The sequence below is a fragment of the Salinisphaera orenii subsp. orenii MK-B5 genome (genome assembly GCF_003788635.1).
GTDB classification, from domain to species: domain Bacteria; phylum Pseudomonadota; class Gammaproteobacteria; order Nevskiales; family Salinisphaeraceae; genus Salinisphaera; species Salinisphaera orenii.
The window spans coordinates 87,639-106,281 of record NZ_AYKH01000012.1 but is presented as its reverse complement, the minus strand read 5'-3'; the positions used below and the strand labels follow the sequence as shown (position 1 = coordinate 106,281).

Annotated in this window: 19 protein-coding genes; 8 read left to right on the top strand and 11 right to left on the bottom strand. The window is 68.0% G+C overall.

Annotation, left to right across the window (positions count from 1 at the left end; translation table 11 throughout):
* Positions 1-77 precede the first annotated feature (77 nt).
* Complete coding sequence (locus SAOR_RS07425) at positions 78-485, top strand: heme-binding protein (RefSeq protein ID WP_123590108.1); 408 nt, start codon at positions 78-80, stop codon at positions 483-485.
* Between the two features lie 50 nt (positions 486-535).
* Here SAOR_RS07425 and SAOR_RS07420 read toward each other — a convergent pair whose 3' ends face one another.
* From SAOR_RS07420 to SAOR_RS07390, 7 genes are all read right to left on the bottom strand, one after another.
* The gene (locus SAOR_RS07420; RefSeq protein ID WP_245965420.1) at positions 536-1,711 is read right to left on the bottom strand and encodes a sulfotransferase; all 1,176 of its coding nucleotides are present in this window, start codon (positions 1,709-1,711) and stop codon (positions 536-538) included.
* Entirely contained in the window at positions 1,708-2,427 is a 720-nt protein-coding gene (locus SAOR_RS07415) for a hypothetical protein (RefSeq protein ID WP_123630862.1), read from the bottom strand. The genes SAOR_RS07420 and SAOR_RS07415 overlap by 4 nt, the downstream gene beginning before the upstream one ends.
* A gap of 76 nt (positions 2,428-2,503) precedes the next feature.
* Positions 2,504-2,806, bottom strand: a complete 303-nt coding sequence (locus SAOR_RS07410; RefSeq protein ID WP_221179912.1) for a hypothetical protein — start codon at positions 2,804-2,806, stop codon at positions 2,504-2,506.
* A gap of 10 nt (positions 2,807-2,816) precedes the next feature.
* On the bottom strand, positions 2,817-4,148 hold the full coding sequence (locus SAOR_RS07405) for an arylsulfotransferase family protein (RefSeq protein ID WP_123630861.1): 1,332 nt from the start codon (positions 4,146-4,148) through the stop codon (positions 2,817-2,819).
* A gap of 212 nt (positions 4,149-4,360) precedes the next feature.
* On the bottom strand, positions 4,361-5,038 hold the full coding sequence (locus SAOR_RS07400) for a 7-cyano-7-deazaguanine/7-aminomethyl-7-deazaguanine transporter (RefSeq protein WP_123590104.1): 678 nt from the start codon (positions 5,036-5,038) through the stop codon (positions 4,361-4,363).
* Positions 5,039-5,146: 108 nt separating this feature from the next.
* A complete protein-coding gene (locus SAOR_RS07395) occupies positions 5,147-6,433 on the bottom strand; it encodes an ABC1 kinase family protein (RefSeq protein ID WP_184947314.1) in 1,287 nt (428 codons plus the stop codon).
* Positions 6,420-7,832, bottom strand: a complete 1,413-nt coding sequence (locus SAOR_RS07390; protein WP_185015582.1) for an SDR family NAD(P)-dependent oxidoreductase — start codon at positions 7,830-7,832, stop codon at positions 6,420-6,422. Before SAOR_RS07390 ends, SAOR_RS07395 begins: the two co-directional genes overlap by 14 nt.
* Before the next feature lie 123 nt (positions 7,833-7,955).
* Here SAOR_RS07390 and SAOR_RS07385 point away from each other — a divergent pair, with 123 nt between their 5' ends.
* From SAOR_RS07385 to SAOR_RS07365, 5 genes are all read left to right on the top strand, one after another.
* A complete protein-coding gene (locus SAOR_RS07385; protein WP_123630859.1) occupies positions 7,956-8,960 on the top strand; it encodes a helix-turn-helix transcriptional regulator in 1,005 nt (334 codons plus the stop codon).
* A gap of 77 nt (positions 8,961-9,037) precedes the next feature.
* Positions 9,038-9,712 (top strand): hypothetical protein, encoded by a 675-nt coding sequence (locus SAOR_RS07380; protein WP_123630858.1) that lies wholly within the window; start codon positions 9,038-9,040, stop codon positions 9,710-9,712.
* Between the two features lie 29 nt (positions 9,713-9,741).
* Positions 9,742-10,293, top strand: a complete 552-nt coding sequence (locus SAOR_RS07375; RefSeq protein ID WP_123630857.1) for a SprT family zinc-dependent metalloprotease — start codon at positions 9,742-9,744, stop codon at positions 10,291-10,293.
* Positions 10,290-10,607 carry a winged helix-turn-helix domain-containing protein gene (locus tag SAOR_RS07370; protein ID WP_123630856.1) on the top strand — a complete coding sequence of 106 codons (318 nt, stop codon included), beginning with the start codon at positions 10,290-10,292 and terminating at the stop codon, positions 10,605-10,607. The genes SAOR_RS07375 and SAOR_RS07370 overlap by 4 nt, the downstream gene beginning before the upstream one ends.
* A 123-nt stretch (positions 10,608-10,730) precedes the next feature.
* Positions 10,731-11,168 carry a restriction endonuclease gene (locus SAOR_RS07365; RefSeq protein WP_123590098.1) on the top strand — a complete coding sequence of 146 codons (438 nt, stop codon included), beginning with the start codon at positions 10,731-10,733 and terminating at the stop codon, positions 11,166-11,168.
* Positions 11,169-11,201: 33 nt separating this feature from the next.
* Here SAOR_RS07365 and SAOR_RS07360 read toward each other — a convergent pair whose 3' ends face one another.
* Complete coding sequence (locus SAOR_RS07360; RefSeq protein ID WP_123590097.1) at positions 11,202-12,101, bottom strand: ATP-binding protein; 900 nt, start codon at positions 12,099-12,101, stop codon at positions 11,202-11,204.
* Between the two features lie 253 nt (positions 12,102-12,354).
* Positions 12,355-12,798 (bottom strand): Lrp/AsnC family transcriptional regulator, encoded by a 444-nt coding sequence (locus SAOR_RS07355; protein WP_123630855.1) that lies wholly within the window; start codon positions 12,796-12,798, stop codon positions 12,355-12,357.
* Between the two features lie 101 nt (positions 12,799-12,899).
* On the opposite strand from SAOR_RS07355, the gene SAOR_RS07350 reads away from it, so the two are divergent.
* Complete coding sequence (locus tag SAOR_RS07350; RefSeq protein WP_123630854.1) at positions 12,900-13,499, top strand: LysE family translocator; 600 nt, start codon at positions 12,900-12,902, stop codon at positions 13,497-13,499.
* A gap of 918 nt (positions 13,500-14,417) precedes the next feature.
* Here SAOR_RS07350 and ettA read toward each other — a convergent pair.
* Positions 14,418-16,079: an energy-dependent translational throttle protein EttA gene (ettA, locus tag SAOR_RS07345; protein ID WP_123589677.1), complete on the bottom strand. Its 1,662-nt coding sequence runs from the start codon at positions 16,077-16,079 to the stop codon at positions 14,418-14,420.
* Positions 16,080-16,287: 208 nt separating this feature from the next.
* Here ettA and SAOR_RS07340 point away from each other — a divergent pair, with 208 nt between their 5' ends.
* Positions 16,288-16,917 (top strand): phosphoadenosine phosphosulfate reductase domain-containing protein, encoded by a 630-nt coding sequence (locus SAOR_RS07340; RefSeq protein ID WP_123589676.1) that lies wholly within the window; start codon positions 16,288-16,290, stop codon positions 16,915-16,917.
* A 247-nt stretch (positions 16,918-17,164) separates the two neighbouring features.
* Here the strand turns inward: SAOR_RS07340 and mltF are convergent, their stop codons facing one another.
* Positions 17,165-18,622 carry a membrane-bound lytic murein transglycosylase MltF gene (gene mltF / locus SAOR_RS07335; RefSeq protein WP_123630853.1) on the bottom strand — a complete coding sequence of 486 codons (1,458 nt, stop codon included), beginning with the start codon at positions 18,620-18,622 and terminating at the stop codon, positions 17,165-17,167.
* Positions 18,623-18,643 lie beyond the last annotated feature (21 nt).

Below are 18,643 nucleotides of genomic sequence, written 5' to 3'. Positions count from 1 at the left end.
CGTTTTTGTTCGTGAAACCGGTTCGGCCTTCGGTAGAATGCAGGTCGTTCCAGACACCGATTCCAAGGACTGTTCCCATGCAAGACAAGACCGTGCTCTCGCTCGCCGACGCCGAACGCATCCTCGATGCGGCCCAGAAAGAGGCCGAAAGCCAGGGCTGGAAGGTGGCCATCGCCGTGGTCGACGACGGCGGTCACGCGTTGGCCCTGCGGCGCCTGGACGGCTGTGCGCCGATGGGGGCCTACGTCGCGACCGAAAAGGCGCGCAGCGCGGCGCTCGGTGGCAAGGAAACGCAGGCGTTCGAGGACATGATCAACGGCGGCCGCGCGGCCTTTCTGTCGGTGCCCGAGCTCAAGGCCACCATGACCGGCGGCGTGCCGGTCATGGTCGGCGGCGGGCTGGCCGGCGCCGTCGGCGTCTCCGGCGTCAAGCCGGAGCAGGATGCCCAGACGGCCAAGGCCGGCGTCGCCGCGATCTCGGACTGATCGAGGCCGCCTCGGTTTGAGCCCGGCACGCCACGGCGGCGCTCGTCAGGTCAGGGTGGCGTGTCCACCGTATCCGTGCCGTAACCGAACCGCGCGGCGACCGGGGCCGTGATGTCCCGAATCGTCGCGTATTCCTCGTCGCTGAAGGCGGGGCGATAGTAGCCCGGCAGCCGCAGGCGCGCCGCCGCGCGTGAACGCTCGTCGTCGCCGATGTGCAGCGCGCAGTGCGCGTGCACGCGGCGCAGCGTTTCCTCGGCGTCGCCGCACAGATCCTCGTAGCGGACGACCAGACAGGCGTCGCGCAGTGCGGCGTCGGTGTCGAGTTGGTCGGCCAGCGCGCCGTAGACCGTGGCCCAGTAGTGCGCCCAGCCCGCAACCTCGTGGCCGTCCGCCCAAAGCTGGCGTATGCGTTCGGCTGCCGCATCGTCGCCGGTATGAATCGCGCGTCGGTCGAGGCCGAACTCGAAATGGCCGACGCGACGCATGTGCTCGAGCGCCCGCGGATGGGCGGTTTCACCCGCCTCGAACAGCGTCTGCTGCTTGATCAGCGAGGCGATGTGCCAGACCGGGTCGCGGATCAGCAGCACGAAGCGCGCATCCGCGAAAAGCGTCTGCAGGTACGCCAGTCGCATCAGGTTGTAGTTGCCTTTCGACGCATAGCGGCTGGCGCCGCGAATCGCCAGCAGCTTGCGGATGTGCTCGCTGTAGAAGCGCTCGAATTCGGGATTCGAACTCGTACGATCGAGCACGTTGCTCTGCTGCGGGTCGTGAATGGCGTCGAAGAACGCCATCCAGACGACTTCCTCGAAGGCTTCCGGGCTGCGCGACGTAACGGCGATGCCGTCGCCGTGCGCGCGCTCGGCCGCGGTCTCGGCGCGCTGGGGCACCCGCGCGAGCCACCGGTCCCAGAGCCAGGGGGTCATCACCGGAGGGAAATCGCGGTACTGGTGGGTGCCCACCGCCGGATGCGCCGCCAGCGTCTCGAGCACGATCGTGGTGCCGGCCCGCGCGATACCGGCGATATAGATCGGCCGGTCGACCGAGATCCGCGCGATGGCGTCGCCCGCGACGCGGGTATCGAAGTTGCCGAGCCGGATCGCAGCCTGCGGATGACGGTGTTGCCAGCCCCCGAGGCGATGCATCCAGGTCGGTACGGCGAACCCGGCGACCGCGCTTTCGCTGGGACGGGATCGGGGCGTGCGCGGTGTGTCCTGTCTCGTGGTCATTCGATTTTCGCCCATCGGTAGATGGCCAGCGAGACGATGAACATCACCGGGATGAATATCGCCAGCCAGCCGCGCATCCAGTCGGGCCCGAACGACAGATAGTGCCGCTCGGGCAGTTGGATGCGAATCTGCTCCACGGCGGCGTCGTCCGGCAGATAGCCGAGCGGGTTGGCCGCCAGCCAATGCCACCAGGGTTGTTTCGTGACCACGCCCACCGGCGCCACCATGGCGATGTCGGCGATCGTCTCGCCGTTTCGGGTCACCCGCACATGCGGCGCCTCATCGGCGGCTCGCCATTCGCCGGTGAAGCCCTCCGCGGGCGTGATGGTGATCGCCGGCGCCTGGCCGGGCTCGGGCAGCGCCTGGCCGTAATGCGTCTCGGCCCAGAGCAGTAGGCACAACAAGGGCAGAACGGCCAGCATGGTGCCCGGAACCACAAGACCGACGTGGCGGAACGCGCTCGCGAACTGATCGCGGATCAAGGGGCCGGCATCGGCGAAATCGCCGTCGAAAGCGTTCAGCCGCTGGCGTGCCGCCTTCGCCCGGCGCTTGGCCTCGCCGATGCGCGCTTGTGGCGAGAGCATTTTGTAGAGCAGCATGGTCCCGATCGCGCCGATCGCGGCCCAGACCGCGAGGCGGGCCGCGGCCGGCAGGACGCCTGCCATGCCGGCGTCGACGATATTGAACAAGGGCGCGGGCAGATTGAACAGCCCCATCGGCATCTCCGGATCTGTCGGGCACGCGCTGCGCCGCCGTCTTGACCGCGGCGGGCGCTGGCGCGGCCCGATGTCGTTACGAGTGGTGCGACGACTTCGAACGGTCGTGCGGCTCCGCGCCGGGGGCCGTATCGTCGGGCCGCGACTGCTGTGCGGCCGTCTCGCGTCGGCGCCGCATCATGCGCCGCAGCGGCCAGAGGATGACGAACAGCAGGGCGGCGCCGATGGCCGCGATCACGCCCCAGAGCGCACCCAGCAGGCTCAGACCGGCGCCGGGGCCGACATAGGCCTGCGCCGCCAGCGGTGCGAGCATGATGGCGATGGTGAGTGGGGCGCGTATGTACGCGATGTGCTTGCCGTTGGAACGATTCTGATCCATGACATGCCTCCTAGGGAGTGTTGAGTCGGGCACGGAAGGCCGGATCAAGCGCCTCTGGTTTGATGCGCTGGCCGGATGAAACCACCGGTATGTACTGATCCCGATCCCCCTCGCGGACCGGATTGACGAACTCCCAGACGATGTCGCGCTCGGGTGTCACCTCGAACAGCCGACCGCCGTCGGACTCGGTGACCAGGTGATTGCCGTTGGGCAGCGTCGTGCTCGCGCCGCGCAGCCGGCTTTCGAAGGGCTGATCGCGGGTGCCCTGATAGCGCCAGACGATCTCGTCGGTGCTCGGGTCGATCTCGAGCAGGCGCGTGGTGTTGCCCGGCTCGAAGTTGCCGATGTTGTCGAACAGCGTGAAGTTGCCGTTCGGCAGGGCGCGAGCGAAGTGCTGGCCCAGCCACCCGCCGCGTGTCGCCCAGGTCATCTGGCCGCTGTCCAGATCCACGAGACCCGGCGCGCCGGGATGACGGAAGGACAGCAGCACCTGATTGCCGCGTCCGTTCGCGGGCGCAAAGCGATCGGCCAGGCCTTGGTCGATGTACTGCACGCTGTTGGTGTGCAGCGGATCCTCGACCGCAAAGCTGGGTATCGCGGTCAGCAACGGCTGAAAGCGGGAATCATAGAAGGCGTCGAACAGCGAGATCCTGCGCTGCTCCTCGCCGGTGTCGCCGTCGAGGACGACCAGGAAATCGTTCAGCCACGGTCGGGCCAGCGTCGGGAAATCGGGGAATTCGCGGTAGCTGAACTCGTGCGTCAGGGTGATCACGCGGCCGTCCGGCGCGATGTCGATATCGTGATGAGTCGCGCCCTTGTAGCGCCAGATCACGTTGGAATCGGCATCGAGCCTGACGAGGCCGTAGCCCCAGGGCGTGTCGCCGGCGGCGATGTACATCGCCAGCAGATCGCCGTCGGGGTACATGATGGCCTTGCGCCAGTAGATCAGGTCGTCGGACCGGGCCGCCCGGCCGCTCGGGTTCGTGTCCCAGACCTGGCTGAACGGTAGCGCCCAGCGATGCACTTCGCGCCCGTCCATGTCGATCAGCGAGGCGTAGGCGCCGCCGCCCGAGGTGTATAGCGTGTAGCCGTTATAGGCGCGTTCGGGATCGTGGATGGTCGTGCCGCGCTCGGTCGTGCGGGCGAGGCGCCACTGGTCGGTCTGCGTGTAGCGATCATCGATCGCGCCCTGGGCGATCAGCGCGTGGGCCGCCTTGTAGGCGTCGTTGATGTGCTGATAGGGGAATACTTGCGTCAGCACGATCAGCGTGCCGCCGATAAACGCCAGGAAAAGGCACGCCAGAAAGAACCCAGCGAATCCGACGCGATCGATTGTATTCATGCTGCGACCCGTTCCGGGTCCCCCACAAGCCGACGCCGATGGTTCGGCGTCAGTGCGCTCGGCCTTACAGAGACACGATCATACGATAAAAGTTTCGATCGCGTAGTGGTGGCGACAAGAAAAGATTACGGGGCGCCAGCGCCGCTATCCAGGCTGTGCCGCGGATCGATACGCCCCGGGCCGCGTTGCCGAAGTGCCCCTAACCCCGGCCCTCAACGCGGTAGTGCCAAAGCGCTCGGGCCGCGATCGTCGGTCCAGGCGAGGATGCGGCGGGCCAGCACGCGCAGCAGAACGCCGTACAACGGCACGAACAACCCCAGGCTGATGACGAGCTTGAACGCATAGTCGACGCAGGCGATCTCGAACCAGTGCTCGGCCATGAAGGGGTTGCGGCTGCCCATGAAGGCGATCGAGAAGAACAGCAGCGTGTCCAGCATGTTGCCGAACACGGTGGAGGCGGCCGGGGCGACCCACCAGCGTTTGAGCCGGCGCAGACGGCTGAATACGACGATATCCAGGAGTTGCCCGTACAGATAGGCGGCGAAGCTGGCGATGGCGATGCGGGCCACGGGGACGTCGAATACGGTGAGCGCCGCCCAGCCCGCGAAACGCGCGTCCACGAACAGCACCGACAGCAGATACGACACCGCCAGGGCGGGCAGCATCACCCAGAAGATGATGCGGCGGGCGAGCCCGGCGCCGAACAGGCGAACGGTGAGGTCGGTCGCGAGGAATATGAACGGGAAGGTGAACGCGCCCCAGGTGGTGTGGAAACCGGCCAGCGTGAACGGCAGCTGCACGAGGTAATTGCTGGAGGCGATCACCGCAACGTGAAACGCCGCCACCACGGCGAGAACGCGCCGCGCCTGACGTGTGGACAGATCGAGCATGACGGGCCTTTTTTCTGGCGGGGTGAGGGAACCCGCATCGCCGCGCGAGCCGCGCCGAGCGATACAGCATGAACCGGCGAAAGTATAACAATCCGCCGGCGGGTCCGATCAGGCGTCGGCGTCGTCCGGCGGATCGTAGGCGCCCGCCGCGATCGCCTCCAGCTCGGCGATCAGCGGGGCCTGGCCCTTCATGCTGCGCAGGATCCAGTACAGACCGCTGAGGGTGCGCATCAGAAAGACCAGCTCCGGTGCGGCGTTGAAGCGTTTCCAGTGACGCAGCGACTCGCGGATCTCGGCGTGGATCGACTGGATCAACCCGTCGTCGTCGAAGACATAGTCGGGCTGGGCGCGCAGCGGTTCGAGCGTGGCCTCGGCATGCCGTCGATAGATCTCGGCGTAGGTGCGGCCGTGGTCCGCCCAGCTGTCCGCCGGGACCACGCCGAGACGCTCCAGGGCGTCGTGCACGCCGTGCCAGTCCGCGATCAGGGCGGCAGCGACCACATCGCGCAGCGCGTCGCGGGTCGCCCGGTCGAAGTATTTCACGCAGCCGAAATCGAACAGGGCGATGCGTTCGTCGTCGGTCACGCCGAAATTGCCGGGGTGCGGGTCGGCGTGCAGGGCGCCGAAGGTGAACACCTGGCGGCAGATCGACGACACCACGGCCGCGCCCAGCCTCGGCGGCGCTTCGGCGATCGGACGCGACGCCACGTGCGTTGTCACGAGCACCGCCTCGGTACACAGCTCGGATACCGGTTCGGGCAGCACGTAGCCCGGCAGCGTCATCGCCCGAAGCGTCTGAAGATTGGCGAGCTCGTGGCGGTAATCGGTCTCCTCGATGAAGCGCAGCCGCAGTTCCTCGAGCACGGCGTCGATGTCGCTGCCGCGCACGGGCAGAAAACGCGAGAGCTTGAGCAGGCGGGCGAGGTTGTCGATGTCGGCGTCGACCGCGTCGGCCACGCCGGGGTAGCGAATCTTGACGACGACGTCGCGGTCGTCGTCCAGCCGGCCGCGGTGGACCTGGCCGATCGACGCCGCGGCGATGGCCTCGGTGTCGATCTCGACCAGGCGGGCGCGCTGGGCTTCGCTCCAGGTCGCATCCAGCACCGGGGTGAGTCGCGCGTAGTCCCAAGGCTCGGCGTTGCGCTGCAGGCGCGAGAGCTGATCGACCAGCTGTTCCGGCAGGAAGTCGCGATACTGCGACGCGATCTGGCCGAGCTTCATCGCCGCGCCCTTGAGCGAGCCCAGCGTGTCGTACCAGTCCTGGCCGGTCTTCTGCCAGCTGCGGGCACGATCGTAGCCGGGCATCGTATGCAGCATGCTGCGGCCGAGCGTGCGTACGCCGGCGCCGAACATGCGCCGGCGCCGACGGCGTTGTTCGCTGTTATCCGACGCCATGGCCGTCCATTCCGGTGGCGTTGCGCAGCCAGCCGTGGAGTTGCTGGGCCTCGCTCGGCCGTACTCGCGTGTTGGGCAACACGGCCGTGGGATGCGGCCGGCGGTCGAAGAAGAACTCGCCATTGATTCGACCCGCGGCCCGCGATGCCCCCAGCCACACGGCGGTATCCGCGCCCATTCGGGCATCCCGCAGGAAGCGGCCCAGCGCGCGGTTGAAGCCCGGCAGCGACTGGGCCACGCCTGCGGTCGCGACCCAGCCGGGATGCATGGCGTTGAAGGTCACGCCGGTCTCGGCGTAGCGCCGTGCCCAGTGTCGGGTCAGCGCGACCAGGCCGCGCTTGGCGCGGGCGTAGGCCTTGGTCCCGTCGAAGCGGCCCTCGGCGAAATTCAGGTCCGCCAGGACCAGCGGCTGAAGATACATGCCGCCGCTGGACATGTTCACCACGCGGCCGCGGGCCGCGCCGAGCGCCGGCATCAGGCCCTCCGTCAGCACGAACGGCGCGACCAGGTTGATCGCGAACGTGCGCTCGAAGCCGTCCGCCGTGGTCGCGCGTTCGGCGAACAGGGCGCCCGCGTTGTTGACGAGCACGTCGATGCGCGGATGCGCGGCCACGAGTGCGTCCGCGGCCGCGCGGGTCTGGGCGAGATCCAGCAGATCGGCTTCGACGGTGGTCACGCGCTCGGCCGCGCAGCCGGCGAAATCGCGCACGCGCGTCGCGGCCGCCGCCAGACGCTGCGCGTCCCGGCCCACGATCACCGTGGTCGCGCCCAGGCGGGCGTACTCCGCGGCGATGGCTTCGCCGATCCCACCGGTGGCGCCGGTGACCACCACCACGCGGTCGTCCATGAACTCGCTGTGGGCCTTGTCGTCCAGCGCCAGATAACCGCGTTCGGTGAAGCTCGGTGCGGCGGCGATCAAGCTGCGGTCGGCGATGTAGTCTCGCCACCCCTGGCGCGGCGGGGTCGTGTCGATTTCGAGCGCGTCGCGCAGACCCGCGAGCGCCGCCCCGGTCATGCGCTCGACCAGCGCCCGGGCGGCCGGCTTAGACCAGCCGAGCAGGCCCGTCAGCGTGAAGTCGGCCCGGTATTCGACGGTCGTCGCATCGCCATCGGCGACCAGTTCGATCCGCTCCTCGGAGACCATGCCGGCACCGGTGCCGCAGAGCACGATGGCCGTGCCGGGCGCCAGGGATTCGATGCGATAGCGTAGCTCGCGCCGACGGCCGAACAGCGAGACCGTGACGTCGAATTCGGTGCCGACGCCGGGCGCGCCGGGGGTGCGCTTGGCGGCCCGGTAGACCGCGGGGTCCCATTGCTCGCTGGTCGAAAAATCAACGAGATAGCGATAACAGTCGGCGACGCCGCGGGCGACGCGGATACTCTTCCGGATACGGATCATGGGGACAGGCGTGTGTCGTGTACCCAGTATGACACCAGTTTGTGCAGTGCAGTGCCCGGCTGCAAGGCGCGTTTTTCGGCAGGCGGTTCGGCGCCGCGCTGCAGGCTGGTTACACTGGCGGACATGAATGTGTTCGACCGCATCTACGCGCTGCATCGCCAGCTGGCCGGCGCGCGCCGGCCGATCCCGAAGGCCACGCTGGAAGAGCGCCTCGAATGCTCGCCGGCCACGGTCAAGCGCATCATCCGCGACATGCGGCTGTATCTCGATGCGCCGATCGAATACGACCGCGAGTATAACGGCTACTACTACGCGCTGGCCGACGGCGCCTCGCCGGACGCGCATTTCGAACTGCCGGGGCTGTGGTTCAACGCTTCCGAGCTGGTCTCGCTGCTGGCCATGGATCAGCTGCTGGAGACCGTTCAGCCCGGTCTGCTCGCCGCCGATCTCGACCCGATCCGCAAGCGCCTCGAGCGGATTCTGGAAAGCCGGGCCATGGGCACCGGCGAACTGGCGCGCCGGACCCGCATCCTGCGCGCCAGCGCCCGCCGGCCCGGCGCCGCCTTCGCGGACGTCGCGGGGGCGCTGGCGATGCGGCGCCGGCTGGATATCCGCTATCACGGCCGCGCCCGCGACACCGAGAGCCGGCGCACCGTCTCACCCCAGCGGCTCGTCTACTATCGCGACAACTGGTATCTGGACGCCTGGTGCCACGACGCCGAGGGCCTTCGCAGCTTCTCGCTGGACCGGATCCGTCGGGCGGAGATCACGGAGGCGACGGCGATCGACATGGACGCCGCGGCGCTGGACCGCGAACTGGGCAGCGGCTACGGCATCATCTCCGGCGCGGCCACGCAGATCGCCGTGGTCCGGTTCTCGGCCCGCGCGGCCCGCTGGGTGGCCGACGAACAGTGGCATCCGGATCAGAGCGGCCACTGGCACGACGACGGCGGCTACGAGCTGCGCGTGCCGTATGCGGCCCCCGAGGAACTGCTGCAGGACGTGCTCGCCTATGGCCCTGAGGCCGAGATCATCGCGCCTGCGGCGCTGCGCGAGGCCGCCGCCGACCGGCTGCGGCGGGCCGCGGCGCGCTATGCCGATACGGCGGTGGATACCGAAAAATTGTAGATTCATACAGCCGCGGGTCGCCAATTGACCCACCGCCGCGGCCACCCTGTGCTCGACGCCAACACAGGGAGTCGAGCATGACCACATCGAATACCGCCGGCACGCTGATTCACCCCGCCCACGGCACGCTGTACCGGGCGGCCCGCGACGAACGCCGTCGTCTGGCCCGCGCGCTGTCGATCGAGGCGGACTGGCGTTTCCACGACGGTCCCGAGTGGGCGGCGCGCTACTGGGCCGCCTTCGGCGACCTGCGCCGCGACCGCGCCAGCGCGCCGGAAATGCGCATGGCCGCCGCCCAGGCCGAACGCGAGCACTGGTCGACACTGACGGCGACCGAGGCCGCCGTGGCCCGCGACAGCTTTCGTGCGCTGCTCGCGCTGCTGCATCCGCGGGTGGTACCGCAGGCCGCCGCCGCGGACGGCGACGGTCTCTGGCCCCGCGCGATGGCGGCCTATCGCCACGGCGACCGCGAAACGCTGGCCCGGCTGCTGCCCGAGGCCCGACCGCTGGCGCGTCACGCGCGCCTGCCGCAGGCCGTGGTGGCCCTGCGCCGGGAGCATGACCGGCTGTGCGCGGCGCGTGAACACGCGGACCGGCGTCTGGCCGAGCTCAGCCAGCAGTTTCCCTTCTGTCTGCGCGACCGGCTGGCGGATGCCGACTGGATCCGTCGGCAGCGCCTGGCCCTGCGGCAGGCGCTCGCACTGACGGCCGCGCCGCAGTCTGGGGTGGCCCCGCGCAAACGGGTATCCTGAGACGCCCGCCCACGAAGCCAACGGTACGCATGGCCGGAGCCGAACAGCAGCGACTCGATCTCGACGACGACGACCCGCAGGCCCGAGCCGTCGAGGCCACCGCGCACTGGATCATGCGAGCGCGCGAGATCACCGGCGCCAGTGCCGCGCGGCTGCCGGTGCCGGCGGTGCGTTTCGATCTGCGCGGCCGGGCCGCGGGCCAGGCGATTCTCTCGCGTCGCCGCGGCGACTGCGCCATCCGCATCAACGCCGCGCTGCTGGCCTCTCACCCGCGCGAGATGCTCGCCGAGACCGTGCCCCACGAGGTGGCGCACGTCGTGATCCATCGGCTGTGCGGCCGTCGCGCAAAGCCGCATGGCGCGGAATGGAAAGCGCTCATGCGAGCCTTCGGCGTCGAGCCGGCGCCGTGCCATACGCTGCCCGCCGAGCCGACACGGCGGCTGACGCGTCATCGCTATCGCTGTCGCTGCGATGAACCCGCCTGGTTGACCAGTATCCGCCACAAGCGGGCGCAGGCGGGCACGACCTACCTGTGCCGCCAGTGCGGTGAGACGCTCGTCGCGGCGCCCGAGGCCGGCTGAGCGATCCCGATTTTCAGACGGTCCTGCGGCCCCTGTTGGTTCCTCTGTCCGATGAACGGATTCATGCCAACTACGAGACGCTCGCCGCACGCGCCGGGCATTTCGAACTTTCAGAAGACGAAAGGGCGACAATGCTGCCGAGCGGTCAGCAGTCGGTATTCGTGAATCGTGTGGTGCGGGCCCAGGTGCATCTCAAGGCGTGGGGCGGCCTGATCGATTTGCCGGCGCGCGCCGGCTATCGCATCACGCCGGCGGGCCGGGCGGCCTCGTCGAGGAAAAGAACGAATCGATCTTGGATACCGCAAGCGCTTTGAGCCGTATCGGCACTTCCGCGGGCCGAGTGAAAGAAACAGCCGTCGACGAACCAAAACGGAAAACGGCGACGCTGTAGCCGAGTCAACGACCCGTGCGATTAGATCGAGCAGCGCGATCCACGCATGCGAGACGCGCTCGAAGTCGAACTTCTGGACAAAGTGCTGGCTGGCTCGCCGGCCCTTTTCGAACGGCTGGTCGTCGAGCTGCTGGTCGCGATGGGCTACGGCGGCTCGCGCCGCAGCGCCGGTCAGACGTTCGGCCAGTCGGGTGACGGTCGCGTGGACGGCGTGATCAAGGAGGATCGGCTCGCGCGGGACGCGATCCATGTCCAGGCCAAGCGCTGGTCGAGCGTGGTGGGGCGGCCCGAGATACAGAAGTTCGCTGGCGCCCTGCAGGGCAGACGCGTACGCAAGGGCGTCTTGATCACCGCTTCGGATTTCAGCGGTGAAGCGCGGGCGTACGCCGGGGCGATCGATACGCGGATCATCCTCGTGAACGGCGCGGAACGGGCCGGCTACATGATCGATTTCGGCGTTTGTGTGGCGCGCGTCGCGACCTGAAGGTCAGCGACTCAATCACGACGACTTCGAATTCTAGAGTGCGTCGTCGGCTGAAAATCGCCCCGCCCAGTCGCGGGCGAACTGTTCTGCGGTGCGCCCGGAACGATTGCCCCGCGCCAGCGCCCACTGCAGCGCTTCGCGCTCCCAGGGCTGGTCGATGCCGACTTCGGCTTCGATGCCGTGGGCGGCGAGATGGCGGGCCGCGATCGCCAGGTAATGGCTCTGATCAAAGGGGTAGAACGATAGCCACAGCCCGAATCGTTCGGACAGCGAGATCTTTTCCTCCACCGCCTCGCCGTGATGGATTTCGCCACTGGCCGCGTCGACCGTGCGCGAGGCCTGATTCTCGGACTGGTACTCCGGCAACAGGTGGCGTCGATTGGACGTCGCGTAGATCAGGACGTTCTCGGGGGCTGCGGCCAGCGACCCGTCGAGCACGGCCTTGAGCGCCTTGTAGCTGCCGTCGCCCGCTTCGAACGATAGATCGTCGGAGAAGACGAGAAAGCGCTCGCTGCGCCCGGCCAGCGTGGCCACGAGGTCGGGCAGATCGACCAGCCGGTGGGCCGGCACCTCGACGATGCGCAGGCCGTCGTCGGCGAATTCGGGCAGCAGCGCACGCACGAGCGACGATTTGCCGGTCCCGCGCGAGCCCCAGAGCAGGGCGTTGTTGGCGGGCCGGCCGGCGACGAACTGGCGCGTGTTCGCGAGCAGCCGCGCCTTCTGGCGGTCGATACCGTGCAGCCGGTCGAGTGGCATCGTGGCCGGCGCGGGAATCGCCTGCAGGCGGCCGTCGTCGCGCCAGCGGAACGCGCGCGCGGACCAGTCGATATCACCGCCGACCGCGCGCCGTTCGTCGGCGAGCCGGGCTTCGTCGATATCGGCCAGCCGGGTCAGCTGGGTGAGTATTCGTTCCAGGGTGTCTGTATTCTGCATCCGGCCAGTCTAGCCAATGCAGCGCCGGCCATGAAGCGCCGATCGTCTTGCTCCGGCGTGGTGACGGCATATGCCCGGGCTGTTGCAGCGTGAGGCGCGTGCGGTCGCCGAGCCTCGACGGTAGCCGGGCGTCGGCCATCGCCAGCCGGACACCGGGGCGCGATTCCGGCCGGCCGCGTGCCGTCGCAACGCCGTCGTGTGGCACGGGCATGCTCGTGCCACACGACGGGTCGGCCGAGGGCGATCCGCGCGTTCAGGCGCGCCCGTCCTTGGGCGAGCTCATCACGATATAGGTGGTGATGGCGCTGACGTGGCGGTGGGTGCCCAGATCCTCGGTATGAAAGTGCTTGTAACTCGCGAGGTCGCGGCTCTCGACGCGCAGGAGATACTCGAACGCGCCGGTGATGTTGTGGCACTCGACCACATCCGGTGCGGCGGCCATGGCGCGTTCGAACTCCTGTTGTGCGGACTTGGTATGCGATGAAAGCCCGACGGTGACATAGGCCACGAATCCACGTCCCATGCGCGCCGGATCGGTCACGGCCCGATAGCCTCGGATCACGCCGGTGCGTTCGAGTTCCTGCACGCGGCGCAGGCAGGTGGACGGCGACAGGTTCACGCGCTCGGCCAGCTGGACGTTGCTGATTCGCCCGTCGATTTCGAGATCCTGCAATATACGCCGATCGGTTGCATCCATGATGATTTATAATTGCATTAAATGGGCCATTAAGGCATTAATTAGACCATAAATTGCGTTGAATTCGACCTATAATTGTTTTGCGACAAGGAGGTCATTCAATGGGACTTTCAGTACTGGCGGCGCTGCTCGGATTCGCTTTCGTGGCCACCGTCACGCCGGGCCCGAACAACCTGATGCTGATGGCCTCGGGAGCCAATTTCGGCTTCGGCCGGACGCTGCCGCACATGGCGGGCATCGTCGCCGGTCTGGCCGTGCTGATCCTGCTCGCAGGCGCCGGCCTGATGGCACTCTTCGAGGCCGTGCCGGTCGTGCGCACGCTGCTGCAGATCATCTGCGCCGTCTACCTGCTCTGGCTCGCCTGGAAGGTGGCCACCGCCGCGCCGCTGGCCTCGGCGTCATCGGGCAGCCGCCCGATGACCTTCATGCAGGCGGCGGCGTTTCAGTGGGTCAACCCCAAGGCCTGGGCCATCGGCCTGTCGGCGATCACGATCTATGCGCCCGATCGCTCGTTCGTGTCGGTGATCCTCGTGGCCGCCGCGTTCACGCTGGTGTCCTTTCCGGCGATCTCCGTCTGGGCCTGGCTCGGTACGGTGATCCGGCGATGGCTGTCGGATGCGAAACGCCGCCGGACGTTCAACGTGGCCATGGCCTGCCTGCTCGTCGCCTCGCTCTATCCCATTCTCGGCGCGGGCGGCTGAGACACGATCGAGTGGTCGCAGGGCGGATTCGGCCCGGTGGGTTGTCGCCCGCTTCGAGGCGGAGCGCGGGGCGTGCATGGCCGGGGGTGCATCGAGCAGCGCCGGCCGGCGTCCCCTCGGGTCGGTGACCCGATGAAGCCGCACCGGCGCACTGGAGGGGCGGTGGCGTGATCGGGCGGGGCGCCGTGCAGCCGTGCCGCGGCTCGAAGGAGTGGAGGTATTTCGCGTTTCCCGCCGTGCGGCTCCATAGCGTCTCAACGCAGTGTGCGATCGCCGCGGTCGGTGCCATTCGGTCGATCGGCCGGGGCACGGCTCGGCAAGCCGTCGATCCGACACGGAAGGACGGTTGCCGGCCGGCACAACGGGACCAACCGGCCAAGGCCGGACCGGGCGAAGCCGCCGCGGTCTCTGCGTGAACGATGTTCCGGCCCGGCGCCGGTCATGGCTGCGGCCGACTCGGCCGGACGGCGCTCGTCTTGGGGGTTGATCGCCTGATGCGATGTGAGCACCCCGATCAGCGCCCGGCGCTGCGTTGTCGGCTCGTCGCGGCAGTGGTCAGCAGCGCTGCGCCGGACGCGGCCCGCCTTGGGCTGAATCCCGGCCAAGACAGCCACCAATGGGCTCGTCGAGGCGCGGATCGAGCCGGCTCGGCGCGCGGGCGCGCTACGGCGGGCAGGAACGGTGACGCTCGGCCGGGGACCGAGCGGCGGGCCGCCGGTCGGCTCGAAATACTCCCGTCACCGTCAAGTCGCGACGAGTGGCCGTCTATCGGAGGAGATAGCCTTCAGCGGCGCCGGCGAACTTTCCGTCGATATTCCCCGCCGGAGCCTCGGTCCGCCGATACCGGAGTCGACGGTGCGCACGCCGCCGCGCGGTGCGGCCGCCACTCGGTCCGCGCCGCGCGTGCCCGTGCCCGGTTCAGGCCAGCTTGCGGTGCTTGGCCTTGGCCGATCCTTCGGAGGCGTTGCCCAGCCGGCGTTTGCGGTCGGCTTCGTAGTCCTGGTAGTTGCCTTCCAGGAACACCACGCCGTCGTCCTCGAACGCCAGGATATGGGTGGCGATGCGGTCCAGGAACCAGCGGTCATGTGAGATGACCAGTACCGCACCCGGGAATTCCAGCAACGCCTCTTCGAGGGCGCGCAGGGTTTCGACGTCGAGATCGTTGGTCGGCTCGTCGAGCAGCAGGGTATTGCCGCCCTTCTGCAGCAGCTTGGCCAGCTGTAGCCGGTTGCGCTCGCCGCCGGACAGTTCCGAGACGCGTTTCTGCTGGTCCGAGCCCTTGAAGTTGAAACGGCCCAGATAGGCGCGCGAGGGCACTTCGTAGTTGCCGATCTGGAGAATGTCCTGACCGTTGGAGACTTCCTCCCAGACCGTCTTGTCGGAATTAAGCTCGTCGCGCGACTGGGTGACATAGGCCAGATCGACCGTGTCGCCCACGCGAATCTCGCCGGAATCGGGTTCCTCCTCGCCGTTGAGCATGCGGAACAGCGTGGTCTTGCCGGCGCCGTTCGGGCCGATGATGCCGACGATCGCGCCCTGCGGCACCTTGAGCGAGACGTTTTCATACAGCGTGTGGTCGCCGTAGGACTTGGTCACGTCGTTCATCTCGAACACGAGATCGCCCAGCCGCGGGCCCGGCGGGATATAGATCTCGTTGGTCTCGCTGCGCTTCTGATATTCCTTCGACTGCAGTTCCTCGAACTGCTTCAGGCGCGCCTTGGATTTGGACTGGCGGCCCTTGGCGTTGGAGCGCACCCATTCCAGCTCGGACTGGATCGCCTTCTTGTGCGCGTCCTCGGCCTTGGCCTCCTGTTCGAGGCGTTTTTCCTTCTGTTCCAGCCAGGAGGAATAGTTGCCCTGCCAGGGAATGCCGTGGCCGCGGTCGAGCTCGAGGATCCAGCCGGCGACGTTGTCGAGGAAGTAGCGATCATGGGTGACCGCGACCACAGTGCCGTCGAAGTCCTTGAGGAAACGTTCCAGCCAGGACACCGATTCGGCGTCCAGATGGTTGGTCGGCTCGTCCAGCAGCAGCATGTCGGGCTTGGACAGCAGCAGGCGGCACAGCGCCACGCGGCGCCGCTCGCCGCCGGATAGATTGTCGACGTGCGCGTCCCAGGCCGGCAGGTTCAACGCTTCGCCGGCGCGGTCCAGCGTGTTGTTGATCTCCCAGCCGTCGACCGCGTCGATGGCTTCCTGCAGTTCGGCCTGTTCGGCCAGCAGGGCTTCGAAGTCGGCGTCGGGATCGGCGAAGGCTTCGCTGATCTCGTTGAAGCGCGCCAGCTTGGCGGCGATATCGCCCAGGCCGTCCATGACGTTGCCGCGCACATCCTTGGACGAATCCAGTTCCGGCTCCTGCGGCAGATAGCCGATATGGATGCCGGGCATCGGCCGGGCCTCGCCCTCGTATTCCTTGTCGACCCCGGCCATGATGCGCAGCAGCGTCGATTTGCCCGCACCGTTGTAGCCGAGCACGCCGATCTTGGCGCCCGGAAAGAAGGACAGCGAGATGTCGCGCAGGATGTGCTTCTTGGGCGGCACGACCTTGCCGACGCCGTTCATCGTGTAGATGTACTGGGCCATGGGTTTCACGAGGGGTTCATGACAGCCCGCTAGTGTAGCCAACTTTGACAACCCCGGCAGCGGCGAACCGCGCCGTCATCCCATAAGCATATGCGCCAACGGTATAACCCAAGGCCTTTAAAATAACATCGCAGTACTTAGAATCAGCGGTCCACAGCCAATGAACGCCCGTGTGGCCCAGCGGCACGGGTACGGACGAGGACGAGTCATGCAAGTCGATATCGCGAAAGCCAACGCCGAACTCGCCGGCCAGCATCCCAAGCAGATCGTGGAATGGGCGGCCGGCCTCGACGGCAGGACCATCGTCACGACCAACTTCGGCCCGAACGAGGCCGTGATCCTGCATCTGGCCAGCCAGGTCCAGCCGGACATGCCGGTCGTGTGGATCGACTCCGGCTATGCCACACGCAAGACCTATCTCTTCGCCGAGAAGCTGATCAACGATCTGAACCTGAACATCCACGTGTTCAATCCGCTGATGTCGGCCGCGCGCCGCGACGCGCTGATGGGCATCCCGGATGTGGACGATCCGCAGCACGAGGAGTTCACCCGTCAGGTCAAGCTCGAGCCCTTCGGTCGCGCGATGCAGGAGATGGCGCCGGACGTCTGGCTGACGGCCGTGCGCCGGGACCAGACCGAGTTCCGCAAGAACATGGAGATCGTGTCGCAGGACAAGCCCGGCGGTGTGGTCAAGGTCGCGCCGGTGCTGGAGTGGACCGAGGCCGACATGCAGGCCTATCTCGACAAGCACGACCTGCCGAACGAGACCAGCTACTACGATCCCACGAAGGTGCTCGGCAATCGCGAATGCGGTCTGCACAACCGTTTCACCGCCTGAGGGCAGGGCGTACTTCGGTTTCCGGAGAGCCGCGTGTTCCGCACGCGGCTTTTTTAATGCCCGGAGTGCGGGGGCGTATCCGTCGGGCGGGGCGCGAAGCGGATCGAAAAGCCGGTCCCGCGGGATCGAGCGGCCCGCGTCGCGCCGCCGCCCGGGGATGACCGACGGCGGCACGCTGCGCCCGAGGCGATGCCCTCATCGCCGCTGCGCCCGGTGCCTCGCTAATCGCGTCAGGGCGCTGCCGGCTCTAGAAGGCCGGTGACTCGATGGAGATCTCGGGCGATTCGTCGGCACCCGCGCCCGCCGCACTCTCGTCCTCGCTCAGGGCCGCCGGTTTTTCGGTCCGGCTGTCGTCCGTCATCCAGACCAGGATGTCGTAGTAGGCGCGGACGTTGCCGACGTAGGCCCGGGCTTCCAGCCCGCGGGCGTAACCGTAACGGGTTTCGTCGAGATAGCGGTCCTGCGTCAACCAGGGCAGAGCGTCGCGCAGGTTGATCCACAGGTCGGGATCGCGGTCGCGGGCCTCGAGCAGGCGGCGCGCGTCCATGACGTGGCCGTAGCCGATGTTGTAGGCGGCCAGGGCGAACCAGATGCGGTCGGGCCGGGTGACCGACTCCGGCATGCGCTCGATCATGCGCTTGATGTACTCCGCGCCGCCGTTGATGCTCTGCAGCGGGTCGCGGCGGTCCTCGACGTCGACCTCCTCGGCCGTGGCCTCGGTCAGCATCATGATCCCGCGCACCGTGGTCGGGCTGACCGCGTCCTCGTCCCAGTGGGATTCCTGATAGCCGATGGCGGCCAGCAGACGCCAATCCAGATCGTGGCGCCGGCCCGCGCGCTTGAAGTAGGGCCGCCAGCGGTCGAGGCGCGCCTCCACCTGTCGGGCGAACTCGCGGCCGCCGACGAATCCGAGCCGCTCGACGTGGCCGAAGTATCGATCGCGCAGAATGCGCATCCGCCCGGTCTCGCGGGTCCGCTCCAGGTAGGCGATCGCCTTGTTGAACAGGCCGTCGTCGCCGGCGGTGGCGCCGCGGCGCGCGAACGCCCAGGCCGTGCGCTGACTGGCCCCGGGCACGTCGAAGGCCACGCGCAGGTCGGGATAGTAGCGCTGGTTCATCGCCACCACGTGGGCGTTGGCGATGGTCGCGGTCAGCGCGCCGTTCGCGACCCGGTCCATGAGCTCCTCGGCGTTGGCCCGGGCCGCCACGCTGAATTCGAGATCCGGATGATCGCGCCGCAGCCGGCCGGCCAGCGCGCTGCCGGCCGGCAGGGTCAACGCGCCCGAGAGTGCGGCCAGGTCGTCGGGTTGATCATCGTGGACGTTGTAGACCACCTCCAGCGGTGTTTCGGCGTAGATCGGCGTGAAGCGCACGCGCTGACGGCGCGCGTCGCTGACCGCCAGACCCACGCCGATGTGCGCGCGGCCGCTCGTGACTGCCGTGAGCACCGCCTCGCGATCCGGCACCACCATCACGTCCAGCGCCAGACCGAGCTCGTCGGCGAAGGCGTGCGCGAGGTCGTATTCGAAACCGGCCGGGCCGTCGACGTCCAGGTAGTAGGTGGTCGCGGAATTGACCGTCGCCACGCGCAGCGTGCCGAGCGTTTCGATCTGTTCGAGCAGCCCGGGGCGCTGCACGCAGGTGCCCAGCGCGAGCGCGAGCGCGGCGATCGCGCCCACGCGCAGGAACCGGAATAACAGACGCATGCAGGCGGTTGACGCCGACTC

What these genes read in the sequence shown, in the direction of transcription:
- SAOR_RS07425 (WP_123590108.1), top strand. Translation starts at nt 78, where the DNA reads ATGCAAGACAAGACCGTGCTCTCGCTCGCCGACGCCGAACGCATCCTC.
- SAOR_RS07420 (WP_245965420.1), bottom strand. Translation starts at nt 1,711, where the DNA reads ATGACCACGAGACAGGACACACCGCGCACGCCCCGATCCCGTCCCAGC.
- SAOR_RS07415 (WP_123630862.1), bottom strand. Translation starts at nt 2,427, where the DNA reads ATGGGGCTGTTCAATCTGCCCGCGCCCTTGTTCAATATCGTCGACGCC.
- SAOR_RS07410 (WP_221179912.1), bottom strand. Translation starts at nt 2,806, where the DNA reads ATGGATCAGAATCGTTCCAACGGCAAGCACATCGCGTACATACGCGCC.
- SAOR_RS07405 (WP_123630861.1), bottom strand. Translation starts at nt 4,148, where the DNA reads ATGAATACAATCGATCGCGTCGGATTCGCTGGGTTCTTTCTGGCGTGC.
- SAOR_RS07400 (WP_123590104.1), bottom strand. Translation starts at nt 5,038, where the DNA reads ATGCTCGATCTGTCCACACGTCAGGCGCGGCGCGTTCTCGCCGTGGTG.
- SAOR_RS07395 (WP_184947314.1), bottom strand. Translation starts at nt 6,433, where the DNA reads ATGGCGTCGGATAACAGCGAACAACGCCGTCGGCGCCGGCGCATGTTC.
- SAOR_RS07390 (WP_185015582.1), bottom strand. Translation starts at nt 7,832, where the DNA reads ATGATCCGTATCCGGAAGAGTATCCGCGTCGCCCGCGGCGTCGCCGAC.
- SAOR_RS07385 (WP_123630859.1), top strand. Translation starts at nt 7,956, where the DNA reads ATGAATGTGTTCGACCGCATCTACGCGCTGCATCGCCAGCTGGCCGGC.
- SAOR_RS07380 (WP_123630858.1), top strand. Translation starts at nt 9,038, where the DNA reads ATGACCACATCGAATACCGCCGGCACGCTGATTCACCCCGCCCACGGC.
- SAOR_RS07375 (WP_123630857.1), top strand. Translation starts at nt 9,742, where the DNA reads ATGGCCGGAGCCGAACAGCAGCGACTCGATCTCGACGACGACGACCCG.
- SAOR_RS07365 (WP_123590098.1), top strand. Translation starts at nt 10,731, where the DNA reads ATGCGAGACGCGCTCGAAGTCGAACTTCTGGACAAAGTGCTGGCTGGC.
- SAOR_RS07360 (WP_123590097.1), bottom strand. Translation starts at nt 12,101, where the DNA reads ATGCAGAATACAGACACCCTGGAACGAATACTCACCCAGCTGACCCGG.
- SAOR_RS07355 (WP_123630855.1), bottom strand. Translation starts at nt 12,798, where the DNA reads ATGGATGCAACCGATCGGCGTATATTGCAGGATCTCGAAATCGACGGG.
- SAOR_RS07350 (WP_123630854.1), top strand. Translation starts at nt 12,900, where the DNA reads ATGGGACTTTCAGTACTGGCGGCGCTGCTCGGATTCGCTTTCGTGGCC.
- ettA (WP_123589677.1), bottom strand. Translation starts at nt 16,079, where the DNA reads ATGGCCCAGTACATCTACACGATGAACGGCGTCGGCAAGGTCGTGCCG.
- SAOR_RS07340 (WP_123589676.1), top strand. Translation starts at nt 16,288, where the DNA reads ATGCAAGTCGATATCGCGAAAGCCAACGCCGAACTCGCCGGCCAGCAT.
- mltF (WP_123630853.1), bottom strand. Translation starts at nt 18,622, where the DNA reads ATGCGTCTGTTATTCCGGTTCCTGCGCGTGGGCGCGATCGCCGCGCTC.